Here is a 12,201-nt window from a genome sequence, read left to right on the forward strand (position 1 = left end):
GCCTCGCCGATCTCGGCCTGACGACCTTCGCCATGGTCACCGGTGGCAAGGGCGTCCACGTCATCGCGCCGCTGGAGCGCCGCCAGGGCTGGGACGATCTGAAAGGCTTCGCCCGCGGTTTTGCCCATCTGCAGGCGCGCGAGGAGCCGGACCGCTACGTCGCCACCATGTCCAAGGCCAAGCGCACCGGCAAGATCTTCATCGACTGGCTGCGCAACGAACGCGGCGCCACGGCCATCGCCCCCTATTCCACTCGCTCGCGCGCCGGCGCGCCGGTCGCGACGCCCGTCACCTGGGACGAACTGGCCGAGCTCGACGCCGCCAATGGCTTCACCCTCGACACGGTCGCCGCCCGCCTCGACGAAGCCGATCCATGGGCCGACTACGATTCGGTGCGCCAGTCGCTGACCAAGGCGATGCTCAAGGCGGTGGCGGAATGAGCCGCCGCCACCGCGCTTGATTCCCGCCCCCCGCTGACGCAGTTTCGCTGCGCATCAGCTCGGGAGGTTGCCCATGCCCATTTACGCGCTCGACGAAGACCGGCCGGAATTGCCGGACGATAACAGCGTATTCGTCGCGCCGGGGGCGCATGTCATCGGCCGGGTGCGGCTCGGCCGCAATGTCGGCATCTGGTTCGGCGCCGTGCTGCGCGGCGACAATGAATGGATGACCATCGGCGACGACACCAACATCCAGGACAATTGCACCCTGCACAGCGATGCCGGCTTTCCGCTGACCATCGGCGCCGGCTGCACGCTCGGCCACGCCGCCATCGTCCATGGCTGCACCATCGGCGACAATTCGCTGATCGGCATGGGCGCGACGGTGCTCAACGGCGCCAAGATCGGCCGCAACTGCATCGTCGGTGCCAATGCGCTGGTGACCGAGGGCAAGGAATTCCCCGACAATTCGCTGATCGTCGGCGCGCCGGCGCGGGTCGCCCGCACACTGGACGAAAAGGCCGAGGCCGGCCTCAGGCTGTCGGCGGAGCATTACGCCCGCAACGCCCGGCGCTTCGCCAAGGGCCTCGTGCCGATCGAGCCGGGCAACGCCAAAGCGCCGAAGGCCTGACCGCCCGGCCCGGCCATCGCCGCCGGGCCGCATGCCTGCCGCCCCGCGCGGCGACGGCTCGTCCCATTCCCGTCCGGAGTTCCCCATGCCGCTCTTCACCGATCTCGTGCGATCGCTGCCCGCTTCGGTGCCCTTCGTGGGGCCGGAAGCGCTGGAGCGGCAGACCGGCGTGCGCTTCAAGGCCCGCCTCGGCGCCAATGAGAGTGTCTTCGGCCCGTCGCCGAACGCCATCGAGGCGATGACGCGGGCCGCCGCCGACAGCTGGGGCTATGGCGATTCCGCCAATCACCATCTGAAGGAGGCACTGGCGGCGCATCTCGGCCTGGCGCCGGACAATATCATGGTGGGCGAAGGCATCGACGGGCTGCTCGGCCTGCTGGTGCGCCTCACCTGCGAGCCCGGCGACCGCGTCGTCACCTCCCACGGCGCCTATCCGACCTTCAACTACCATGTGGTCGGCCACGGCGCGGCGCTGGACTTCGTGCCCTATCGCGACGACCGCGAGGATCTCGACGCGCTGATCGCCCGCACGCGCGAACTGAAGCCGAAGCTGCTCTACGTCTCCAATCCCGACAATCCGACCGGCTCCTGGTACGAGGCGGCGGAGATCGAACGGCTGATCGACGCCGTGCCGGCGGAGACGATCCTCGTTCTCGACGAGGCCTATGCCGACATGGCCCCCGCCTCCGCCCTGCCGGCGATGAGCGTCATGCGCCCCAATCTTCTGCGCTTCCGCACCTTCTCCAAGGCCTATGGCCTTGCCGGTGCGCGCATCGCCTATGCCATTGGCGAAGCCGGGACGATCGTGCAGTTCGAGAAGGTCCGCAACCATTTCGGCATTTCGCGCGTGTCGCAGGTCGGTGCGCTCGCGGCGCTGCGCGACCAGGACTATCTGCGCCGGACGGTGGAGAAGATCGTGGCCGCCCGTGGCAGGCTGGCGGAGATCGCAACGACGGCCGGGCTGATCCCGCTGCCGTCGGCGACCAATTTCGTCGCCATGGATTGCGGCGGCGACGGGGCCTATGCCCGCGCGATCCTGGAGGCGGTGATCCGGCGCGGCGTGTTCATCCGCATGCCGGGCGTCGCGCCGCTCGACCGGATGATCCGCGTGACCGTCGGCCGCGACGAGGATCTGGCGATCTTCGAGACCGCGCTCGGCGAGGCGCTGGCGGAAGTGGGCCGGCCCCGGACGGCCTGACGGCGACCGCTTGTGTCAGAGGCTGGGCGCCGATGCGCCCGATGCCGTGGAGACGCGTCGCGGGCGATCAGTGACGGGTCATCCACTGGCGCGCGGCGCGCAGCGCGGCGGCGACCTCGGCCTTCGACATCTGGCTGGCGACGTCCTGCCGGTGATAGGCGGCCACGTCCGAACCCTTGCGATCGGCGAGGTTGAAATACATGTGGGCGGCGACGAAATCGACCGCGCCGTCATGGCCGCAGGCCGCGCGCATGCCGAGGTCGAAGAGGATGTCCGCGTCGACGAACACCGCGCCGCTGGCCGAGATGTCGTCGTAGTTCTGGAAGTCGATGCGAGCCATTGTCTTTCGCGTCCCTGTCGCTGTTGATCGGCTGCTGTCCGATGGGTCGAGAATGACCGCGACGACTGAAGGGGTGCTTAAAGTTTTCGATTAATTCGAGATAAATGCGTGTGAGCATTTGGTTCGGGAAAACGCGCTCAAGCCCATGAACCTTCGGGACAATCCGATCTGAGGACGGACCGCTTCCGTTTCGGAAGATTCACCCGTTGCTAACCGTGCCGTCGCATTCCATGCCTTTGCGGCAGATTCTTCGCCTTCGAACCCATCGCCGAATTCGCGCGTCCGGCAGGGACGCGAGCATTGCCATTTGCGGCGTCTCGTTTACTCTTACGTGAAGGGAAGCGTCACGGTGTCGAGGAGGACGCCGGCTTGCCCTGATGGGGAGCGAGAACATGAAGCGACTGATACTGGCGGCCGCCCTCGGCCTTGGCATGGGCGGCATCGCGCACGCCGATCCGATCGAGGGCAACTGGAAGATGCCGTCCGGATACAATGCCAAGATCACCAGCTGCGGCGGCGCCTTCTGCCTGACCTACACGACCGGCCCCCACAAGGGGAAAACCTTCGGGCAGATGCAGCCGACCGGCAAGGGCAAATATGCCGGCACGGTCACCGACTACACCAAGGGCGGCAAGGAATATTCCGGCAAGGGCGCGCTGTCCGGCAACACGCTGTCGGTCTCCGGCTGCGTCCTCGGCGGCCTGATCTGCCGTTCGCAGAGCCTCACCCGCCTCTGATCCGGCCCGGCGGGCAGGCCTCCTGCCCGCCCGTTCCGCGCACCATTTGGCGCGCACCGGCCCGCATCGGCCCGTCATCGATGGCGACATATCGGCCGCGCAACCCTTGGCGCGGCAGCGGCGTTCTGTCTGTTCGATCCTGAACAGACCACGGAGCCCGCCATGAAGACGATTCTCATCGCAGCAGCCGCCGCCACCATGGCGCTCGGCACCTCCGCATGGGCCGCCGAGCCCATCGTCGGCAAATGGCGCGCGCCGGGCGGCGGCATCGTGCAGGTGTCGAGCTGCGGCGGCGCCTATTGCGCCGAGGTGATCTCCGGCCAGCACAAGGGCAAGTCCGTCGGCCGCATGACCGGCAGCGGCGCCGATTACGAGGGCGAGGTGACCGACCCCCGCGACGACCGCACCTACAGCGGCAATGCCGTGGTCAAGGGCGGCAAGCTGGAGCTCACCGGCTGCGCCCTCAAGATCTTCTGCAAGACCCAGACCTGGGTAAAGCTCTGAGCCGTACGGCCTGACCGGCACCGACAACCGACCGCCGCCGCGCCCCAAAGCGCGCCCCGTCCGCGGCCCCATCCGCTCTCGCCCGGCCATCCGAGCCGGGCGCGTGTCAGCCTCGCTTCAGCGCCATGTGCAATTGTGGCGAAAATGCTGTAGGGCGGCACCATGATGACACGAATGACCGCGCTGACGGTCCTGATCGCCGGGATCGGCACTGTCCTGAGCTTCCTGGTGCAGGACATCGGCGAGCGCCCCGGCAGCGCCTTCGGCTCCCTGACCGGCGACGATTGCGATTATCGCCGCGGCATCGTCTGCCCGCTGGTTCGCGATCCGATCGTTCTCCAGAACACCACCGGCGGTTTTTGAGACCCGGCGTCTTCTCGCTGCCGTGACAGCCGGTTAGACAGGGGCATGACCGAGATCGTTCCCGCCCCGGCCGAGAGCCGCATCGTCACGCCCGAGACCGCCGAACGCCGCCCGTACTGGGATGCGCAGGAGGCCGTCGCGGAAGTCATCCGCCTCTATGGCCGCTCCGTCGCCTTCCTGTCCGACAGCTTCGACGCGGTGCTGAAGGACGGCGATCTCGACCATCGCTACCGCGCCTATTATCCGGAAATCTCGCTGGCCACGACGACCCATGCGCGGGTCGATTCGCGCCTCGCCTTCGGCCATGTGCCGCGCCCCGGCCGCTACGCGACGACGGTGACCCGGCCCGACCTGTTCGAGCGCTACCTGGTGGACCAGATCGCGCTCCTGATCCGCAATCACGGCCAGCCGGTTCTGGTCGGCGATTCCACCACGCCGATCCCGCTGCATTTCGCCTTCGGCGAAGGCACCTATGTGGACGGCAGCATGGCCGAACGGCTCGACCGGCCGCTGCGCGACGTCTTCGACGTGCCCGATCTGGAAGCCACCGACGACCGCATCGTCAACGGCAACCACGAGACCGGCCCCGGCGAGGAGATGCCGCTGGCGCCCTTCACGGCCCAGCGCGTCGACTATTCGCTGCACCGGCTGTCGCACTACACCGCCACCCATCCGGCGCATTTCCAGAACTTCGTCCTGTTCACGAACTACCAGTTCTACATCGACGAATTCTGCATGATGGCGCGCGAGATGATGATGCGCGGCAGCGATGGCTATGTCGAATTCGTCGAGCCGGGCAATGTCGTCACCAGCCCCGGCGAGGCCAAGCCGCATCAGGGCGTCGCGCCCTCGCGCCTGCCGCAGATGCCGGCCTATCACCTCAAGCGCGCCGACGGCCACGGCATCACCATGGTCAATATCGGCGTCGGCCCGTCCAACGCCAAGACGATCACCGACCACATCGCCGTCCTGCGCCCCCATGCCTGGCTGATGCTCGGCCATTGCGCCGGCCTCAGAAACAGCCAGGAGCTGGGCGACTACGTCCTTGCCCATGCCTATGTGCGCGAGGATCACGTCCTCGACGCCGACCTGCCGGTCTGGGTGCCGATCCCGGCGCTGGCCGAAGTGCAGGTGGCGCTGGAGAAGGCCGTCGAGGAGGTCACCGGCCTGTCCGGCTACGAGCTGAAGAAGATCATGCGCACCGGCACGGTCGCCACCATCGACAACCGCAACTGGGAACTGCGCGACCATCGCGAGCCGGTCGAGCGCCTGTCCCAGTCGCGGGCCATCGCCCTCGACATGGAATCGGCGACCATCGCGGCCAACGGCTTCCGCTTCCGCGTGCCCTACGGCACCCTGCTCTGCGTCTCCGACAAGCCGCTGCATGGCGAGTTGAAGCTGCCGGGCATGGCGACGGAATTCTACAAGCGGCAGGTGGCCCAGCATCTGCGCATCGGCATGCGGGCGCTGGAACTGATGTCCGAACTGCCCTCCGAGCGGGTGCATTCGCGCAAGCTGCGCTCCTTCTTCGAGACGGCATTCCAGTAGACACATGCCAGGAACCGGAACGACAGACGCGCCGGCGCGCGGGCGAACCGGCGGGCGCCGCTGGCTGCGGTGGGCGCTCGCGGCACTGGCGCTGGCCTGCGCCCTGGCGATCGTCGCCGGCTTCTTCGGGGATCACGTCGCCGCCTTCGATTCCATCGGGCATTTTCGCGCCCATCTGTCGGTCGCCGCCCTGCTCGTCGGCATCGCCGCGTTGATTGCCGGCCCGGCCATTCCGCGCATCGCCGGCAGCGCTGCCATCGCCGCAGCGCTCGCCGGCTTTGTGACGGTGGCGCCCTATGTCCTGCCGGACAGCACCCCGATAGCCGCCGACGCCGTCGCGGGCCGGCCGGCCTATCGCCTCCTGCAGATGAATCTGCGCTACGACGTCGCCGAACCGGCCGAGGCCATCCGCCGGATCGCCGCCGAAGCACCGGACGTCGTCACCCTGCAGGAAACCGGGCGCGACTGGCAGGCGCGGCTCGAAACCCTCTCGGCCAGCTATCCGCATCAGTTCTACTGCAGCGGCCGCTTCGCGCAGGGCAACGTCGCCATCCTGTCGAAGCGTCCCTTCGTCGACGAGACCGGATATTGCGACGTGGAGAACGGCTTCGCCGCGCGGCGCATCAATTTCAACGGCACCGTCGCGACCATCGTTTCCCAGCATTTGCAATGGCCCTGGCCCTTCGGCCACTGGCGCCAGCTGGCAGAATTGCAGGAGACACTGCGCCTGCTGCAGGGCCCTGTGCTGATCGCCGGCGACTTCAACGCCGCGCCGTGGAGCGCCGCGCTGGCGACCTATGCGGCGGCCAGCGGCACGACACCGATGACGGGCATCGGTTTCACCTGGCTCCTGCGCGCCCTGCCGGGAGCGCTGGCGCCCTATATCGGCCTGCCGATCGACCACGTGCTGGCGACACCCGGCATCGTGATCCGGCAGCTCGGCACGCTGGCGCCCACCGCCTCCGATCACCTGCCGATCGCCGCGACCTTCAGCCTGCCGGCCCCGCCACCGGCCGCCCCGGACACCCCGCAGGCCGCCGCACTGTAGCCTCGGCGACCGTTCCGGCTGCGACGTCATCGGATGGACTGGCCCCATGCAGCCCCGGAGCGGCCCCGTTTGCTGCCCTGTCTCGGATCCTCAAGGGCCATGGAGACCCTGTAACGGTCCCCCCCCCCTTACTGCGGCGCGACCGACACCAGGATCTCGTTCAGCGCCTGCGTCCGCTGCGCGATGACGAACGCCCGGCAGGACGGATAGGACAGGTGTCGGCCGATCGAACCGTATGTGGCCGGGTCCAGGTAGAACAGGCAGGTCTGGTCGCGATAGGTGAGCCATGCCCGCTGCTCGTCGCGCAGCATCGGCTGGCTCTCCTCGGGAAGCTCCGCCAGGAGCGCCTGCCACGCCGCGTTGAGGCGCGCATCCTCGCGATCCATCCAGGCACCGCCGCAGTCCCCCATCTCCCGCATGCTCGCATCGGCCTCGCGCAGGCACGCATCATAGGCGTCGTCGGCGCGCGCCGGCAGCGCTAGCAGCTGCAGAGCCAGAACAATCAGCGGCAAAGCCAGGCGCATGGCGGTCTCCCCTTCACGGCACGACGTGCAACGCTGCGCAGGTCAGCGCGACGCGGCTCCTACATCACCTGATAGACCGGCCCCTCGCCACCCTGCGGCGGCACCCAGTTGATGTTCTGGTTCGGGTCCTTGATGTCGCAGGTCTTGCAGTGGACGCAGTTCTGGGCGTTGATCACGAACTTCTCCTCGCCGCCCTCCTGCACCCATTCGTAGACGCCGGCCGGGCAATAGCGCTGCGACGGCCCGGCATAGACCGCGAATTCGGAATCGTGCTGCAGCTGCGGGTCCTTGACCTGCAGATGGACCGGCTGGTCCTCCTCGTGATTGGTGTTCGACAGATACACCGAAGAGACCTTGTCGAAGGTCAGGACGCCGTCGGGCTTGGGATAGTCGATCTTCTTGTGCTTGGCCGCCGGCTCCAGGCAGGCATGGTCGGGTTTGCCGTGCTTCTGGGTGCCGAAGAAGGAGAAGCCGAACAGCGAGTTGGTCCACATGTCGAGGCCGCCCAGCCCGATGCCGAGCAGGGTGCCGTATTTCGACCAGAGCGGCTTGACGTTGCGCACCGGCTTGAGGTCGCGGCCGATCGCCGACGTGCGCCATTCGTCGTCATAGGCCGACAGCACGTCGTGCGCGCGCCCCGCCTTGATCGCCTCGGCGGCCTTCTCTGCGGCCAGCATGCCCGAGGTCATGGCGTTGTGGACGCCCTTGATCCGCGGCACGTTGACGAAGCCGGCCGAGCAGCCGATCAGCGCGCCGCCCGGGAAGACCAGCTTCGGCACCGACTGCCAGCCGCCCTCCGTGATGGCGCGCGCGCCATAGGCGATGCGCTTGCCGCCTTCCAGGAGTTCGGCGATGTCGGGATGCGTCTTGAAGCGCTGGAATTCCTCGAAGGGCGATAGATACGGGTTCTTGTAGTTCAGGTGGACGACGTAGCCGACATAGACCTGGTTCTCGCCCAGATGGTACAGGAACGAGCCGCCACCGGTGCCGCTGTCCAGCGGCCAGCCGAAGGAGTGCTGCACCCGGCCCGGCTTCGACTTGGCCGGATCGATCTCCCACAATTCCTTCAGCCCGATGCCGAACTTGCCCGGCTCGCGGCCCTCGTCGAGGCCGTAGCCGCGGATCAGCTGCTTGGCCAGCGAGCCGCGCACGCCCTCGCCGATCATCACGTATTTGCCCATCAGCGCCATGCCGCGCTGATACATCGGGCCGGGCTCGCCGGTACGGGCAACGCCCATGTCGCCGGTGGCGACGCCGATCACCGCATTGCTCTCGTCGTAGAGGATCTCGGAGGCCGCGAAGCCCGGATAGATCTCGACGCCCAGCGCCTCGGCCTTCTCGGCCATCCATTTGCAGACGAGGCCGAGCGAGACGACGAAATTGCCGTGGTTGTTCATCAGCTTCGGCATCAACGCATTGGGCAGGCGGAGCGAGCCGCTGGCGCCGTAGAGATAGAACCGGTCGTCGGTGACCTTGGTCTTGATCGGCGTCTCTTCCTCGCGCCATTCCGGCAAGAGGATGTCGAGGGCCGAGGGATCGAGCACGTTGCCGGACAGGACATGGGCGCCGACCTCGGCGCCCTTCTCCAGCACCACGACGGAGAGCTCCGGGTCGATCTGCTTCAGCCGGATCGCCGCCGACAAACCCGCCGGCCCGGCGCCGACGATCACCACGTCGAATTCCATCGACTCGCGTTCGGGCAGGGTCTCGGTCTGGCTGGCGGTATCGCTCATCGTCTCTGGGTCCTTTCGGTGGCGCGGGCAGATGCCGCGCATCCTCGTACACGTTCGCACCGTGTGCCGTCGTTCCAAGACTAGGGCACGGGCCTGTTTGGACGAGTTCTAGCCTGATTGACCTTTCCGTCAAACAGCCGGCGTCGTGCGGATCGTCGCGGACGTCCCCGGCCCTTGACGCGCCGCCCGCGGGCGGATCAGACAGGCCCGGCCCGACACAAGGAGACCGGCTTGAACGCGCTCTATCTCGGCATCGCGATTCTCTGCGAGATCGTCGGTACCACCGCCCTCAAATCGACCGAAGGCTTCACCCGGCTCGCGCCCTCGCTGGTCACCGTGGCGACCTATGTGCTCGCCTTCTACTTCCTGTCGCTGCCGCTGCGCACCATGCCGGTCGGCATCGTCTATGCGATCTGGTCGGGCACCGGCATCGTGCTGCTGGCCCTGATCGACATCTTCTGGTTCCGCGTCACCCTCGACCTGCCGGCCCTGCTCGGCCTGGCGCTGATCGTCGGCGGCGTCCTCGTCATCAACCTGTTCTCCCAGTCGCTCGGACACTGACGCCGCCGTCGCGCCGCGCGGAAAAATCGGCTAGGGAATGGCCATGAACGCCGAGCCCCATCCCATCGACCGCGAGGCGGCCATCGCCCTCCTCGAATGGTACCGCGCCGCCGGCGTCGATGCGGTGACCGGCGAGCACCCGCGCGACCGCTTTGCCGAGACCCAGGCCGAGATCGCCGCCCGCAAGGCCCGGCGCAGCCAGCCGGCGGGCGCCGCCCCGGCAGCGTCCGGCGATGCCCCGCGCCCCGCGCAGGAAGCGAGGGCCGCCCCGGCCAGGACGCCCCAGCCGGCCGAGGAGCCCGGCTTCCCCTCGCCGCGCATCGCGGTGCCCGACGACATCGCCGTCGCCGATGCGCGCGAACGCGCCCGCTCGGCCACGACCCTCGCCGAATTGCGCGCCGCGCTGGAGGATTTCGACGGCTGCAATCTGCGGATCTCGGCCCGCTCGACGGTGTTCGGCGACGGCAGCGAGACCGCCGATCTGATGCTGGTCGGCGAAGCGCCGGGCCGCGAGGAGGACACCGCCGGCGTGCCCTTCGTCGGCCGCTCCGGCCAGCTTCTTAACCGGATGCTGGAATCCATCGGGCTCGAGCGCGAGGCGGTGCGGGTGACCAACACCGTGCCCTGGCGCCCGCCCGGCAACCGCCCGCCGACGCCGGCCGAGACGCAGATCTGCCTGCCTTTCGTCCAGCGCCATATCGAACTCGTGGCGCCGAAGATCCTGGTCTGCCTCGGCTCGCCCTCGGCCAAGGCGATCCTGGGGGCGCAGGAAGGCATCCTGCGTGTGCGCGGCCGCTGGACGACCTACAGTTTCGGGCTGGAGCAATGCGACGCCATCGACGCGGTGGCGATGCTGCATCCGGCCTATCTGCTGCGCCAGCCGGCCCAGAAGCGTCTCGCCTGGCGCGACCTGATCGCCCTGCGCGAGCGTCTGGCGCAGAAATCGACGGCGGGCTGACGCGGGAGCGGGCCGCCTCACGAATCGGCGGCGAAAAGGCACTCGCCAAATCGGTCCGAAACGCCTAGCTCTGCCCGCGAGGCAACGCGCCGCATCGACCACACCGTTCCGGGGCCGTCCCATGCCACTGCAGATCCTGCCGATCGCCGCACTGCTCGCATCGACCTTCTTCCTGATGGCCGGCGCCGGGCTCATGGGCATTCTCCTGCCGGTGCGCGGCTCGATCGAGGGCTGGTCGAGCTACCAGATCGGCGCCTTCGGCACCTCCTACGCCATCGCCTTCACGGTCGGCTGCTTCGTCATGCCGGTGATCGTGCGCAGCGCCGGCCATGTGCGTACCTTCGCCAGCCTCGCCGCCCTCCTGGCGATCTCGGTGCTTCTGAGCGGCGTCCTCATCGATCCGCTGGCCTGGATCGTCTTCCGCGCCATGGCCGGCTTCGCGCTGGCCGGCACCTACATGGTCGTCGAGAGCTGGCTCAACGAGCGGGTCACCAACGAGAGCCGCGGCAAGATCTTCTCGATCTACATGGTGGTCACCATGGCAGCGATGATGGGCGGCCAGTACGTCATGCCGCTCAGCCGGCCCGAGCTGACCATTCCCTTCATGCTCTGCGCGATCCTGTTCGCGCTGGCGGTGATCCCGACGGCGCTGTCGCGCGCCGCCTCGCCGAAGCCGCTGACCAGCGTGAAGATCGATGTCGGCCTGATCTTCCGCAATTCGCCCGTCGCGGCCGTCGGCGTGCTCCTGGCCGGCATCATGTCCGGCGGCTGGAACAACATGGCGCCGGTGTTCGGCCAGAAGATCGGCCTGTCGACCACCGAGATCGCCACGCTCGTCGTCGTCGCCATGGCCGGCGGCATCGTCTTCCAGGTGCCGCTCGGCCGCTTCTCCGACAGGATGGATCGACGCTATGTGATGACCGCGGCCGGGTTGATCGGCTTCATCGCCGCCGTCCTCGGCGTCTATGTCGACGCCATGCCCTGGGGCGCGACGGTCTATTTCGTCGTCGCCTTCATCCTCGGCGGCATCGTCTATCCGTCCTATTCGCTGGCCGTGGCGCATGCCAACGACTACGCCGCCGACGAGGATTTCGTGAAGATCTCCAGCGGCCTCCTGATCCTCTACGGCGTCGGCACCATGATCGGCCCGATCTATGCGGCATTCCTGATGGAGAGCTTCGGCCCTGAAGGCATGTTCCAGGCCGTCGGCACCTCGGCCGTCGCCTATGCCGCCTATTCCTACTACCGGACCTACCGCCGCGAGGCGCTGCCGGTGGACGAGCGGGCCGACTTCCAGACCGTGCCGCTGGCCCGCACCCAGACGCCGACCAGCTTCACGCTGGATCCGCGCGCCGAAGCCTCGATCACCGCCGAGGAGGAACTCGCCGCCAGCGACGAGGCCGAGGCAGCCGAAGCAATGGCCAGTGCCGAAGCGGAGGCCGAAGCAGAAGCGGCGCAGGCCAGTGCCGACGCAGAGACAGCAGCCGAGGCTGAGGCAGAGGCGGACCGGACCGACCGCGATGCCGCCGCCACCGCGCGTCCGGCCGAACCGGTGACCCCGCCGGACGACAAGGCCGGCGGCATCTGAGCACAAGACGCGGACGCCAGCTCCCTCC

At 68.0% G+C, this 12,201-nt stretch carries 13 protein-coding genes and 1 pseudogene; 11 read left to right on the top strand and 3 right to left on the bottom strand.

The genetic code is table 11. From position 1 onward, the window contains the following. From ACEQX1_RS07255 to ACEQX1_RS07265, 3 genes and pseudogenes are all read left to right on the top strand, one after another. Positions 1-440 (top strand): annotated as a pseudogene (locus ACEQX1_RS07255) (ATP-dependent DNA ligase); the annotation flags it as partial. A gap of 73 nt (positions 441-513) precedes the next feature. Next, positions 514-1,071: a gamma carbonic anhydrase family protein gene (locus tag ACEQX1_RS07260; protein ID WP_370196655.1), complete on the top strand. Its 558-nt coding sequence runs from the start codon at positions 514-516 to the stop codon at positions 1,069-1,071. Between the two features lie 85 nt (positions 1,072-1,156). Beyond that, positions 1,157-2,269, top strand: a complete 1,113-nt coding sequence (locus tag ACEQX1_RS07265; protein WP_370196656.1) for a pyridoxal phosphate-dependent aminotransferase — start codon at positions 1,157-1,159, stop codon at positions 2,267-2,269. A 67-nt stretch (positions 2,270-2,336) separates the two neighbouring features. On the opposite strand, the gene ACEQX1_RS07270 is transcribed toward ACEQX1_RS07265, so the two are convergent. Continuing rightward, complete coding sequence (locus tag ACEQX1_RS07270; protein WP_370193587.1) at positions 2,337-2,609, bottom strand: sel1 repeat family protein; 273 nt, start codon at positions 2,607-2,609, stop codon at positions 2,337-2,339. A 392-nt stretch (positions 2,610-3,001) separates the two neighbouring features. Between ACEQX1_RS07270 and ACEQX1_RS07275 the strand changes: the two genes are divergently transcribed. The 5 genes from ACEQX1_RS07275 to ACEQX1_RS07295 all read left to right on the top strand — a co-directional run bounded on the left by ACEQX1_RS07275 (position 3,002) and on the right by ACEQX1_RS07295 (position 6,809). After that, on the top strand, positions 3,002-3,346 hold the full coding sequence (locus ACEQX1_RS07275) for a DUF2147 domain-containing protein (protein ID WP_187392217.1): 345 nt from the start codon (positions 3,002-3,004) through the stop codon (positions 3,344-3,346). Positions 3,347-3,508: 162 nt separating this feature from the next. Beyond that, positions 3,509-3,850 (top strand): DUF2147 domain-containing protein, encoded by a 342-nt coding sequence (locus tag ACEQX1_RS07280; RefSeq protein ID WP_370193586.1) that lies wholly within the window; start codon positions 3,509-3,511, stop codon positions 3,848-3,850. 165 nt (positions 3,851-4,015) lie between these two features. Next, entirely contained in the window at positions 4,016-4,213 is a 198-nt protein-coding gene (locus ACEQX1_RS07285; RefSeq protein WP_155898338.1) for a hypothetical protein, read from the top strand. A gap of 45 nt (positions 4,214-4,258) precedes the next feature. Further along, positions 4,259-5,761 carry an AMP nucleosidase gene (locus tag ACEQX1_RS07290; protein WP_370193585.1) on the top strand — a complete coding sequence of 501 codons (1,503 nt, stop codon included), beginning with the start codon at positions 4,259-4,261 and terminating at the stop codon, positions 5,759-5,761. A 4-nt stretch (positions 5,762-5,765) separates the two neighbouring features. Beyond that, on the top strand, positions 5,766-6,809 hold the full coding sequence (locus tag ACEQX1_RS07295) for an endonuclease/exonuclease/phosphatase family protein (RefSeq protein WP_370196657.1): 1,044 nt from the start codon (positions 5,766-5,768) through the stop codon (positions 6,807-6,809). Positions 6,810-6,937: 128 nt separating this feature from the next. Here ACEQX1_RS07295 and ACEQX1_RS07300 read toward each other — a convergent pair whose 3' ends face one another. Both ACEQX1_RS07300 and ACEQX1_RS07305 read right to left on the bottom strand, forming a co-directional pair. Then, positions 6,938-7,333, bottom strand: coding sequence for a lysozyme inhibitor LprI family protein (locus ACEQX1_RS07300; RefSeq protein WP_370193583.1), 396 nt, complete (start codon positions 7,331-7,333; stop codon positions 6,938-6,940). Between the two features lie 59 nt (positions 7,334-7,392). Further along, positions 7,393-9,066 carry an electron transfer flavoprotein-ubiquinone oxidoreductase gene (locus tag ACEQX1_RS07305; protein WP_024348701.1) on the bottom strand — a complete coding sequence of 558 codons (1,674 nt, stop codon included), beginning with the start codon at positions 9,064-9,066 and terminating at the stop codon, positions 7,393-7,395. Between the two features lie 231 nt (positions 9,067-9,297). On the opposite strand from ACEQX1_RS07305, the gene ACEQX1_RS07310 reads away from it, so the two are divergent. The 3 genes from ACEQX1_RS07310 (at position 9,298) to ACEQX1_RS07320 (ending at position 12,173) form a co-directional block, all read left to right on the top strand. Further along, complete coding sequence (locus ACEQX1_RS07310; RefSeq protein WP_040325405.1) at positions 9,298-9,627, top strand: multidrug efflux SMR transporter; 330 nt, start codon at positions 9,298-9,300, stop codon at positions 9,625-9,627. Between the two features lie 37 nt (positions 9,628-9,664). Then, on the top strand, positions 9,665-10,585 hold the full coding sequence (locus ACEQX1_RS07315; protein ID WP_370193581.1) for a uracil-DNA glycosylase family protein: 921 nt from the start codon (positions 9,665-9,667) through the stop codon (positions 10,583-10,585). A 121-nt stretch (positions 10,586-10,706) separates the two neighbouring features. After that, a complete protein-coding gene (locus ACEQX1_RS07320) occupies positions 10,707-12,173 on the top strand; it encodes an MFS transporter (protein ID WP_370196658.1) in 1,467 nt (488 codons plus the stop codon). Positions 12,174-12,201 lie beyond the last annotated feature (28 nt).

Origin of the sequence: Aurantimonas sp. (genome assembly GCF_964217435.1) — a bacterium.
GTDB lineage: Bacteria > Pseudomonadota > Alphaproteobacteria > Rhizobiales > Rhizobiaceae > Aurantimonas > Aurantimonas coralicida.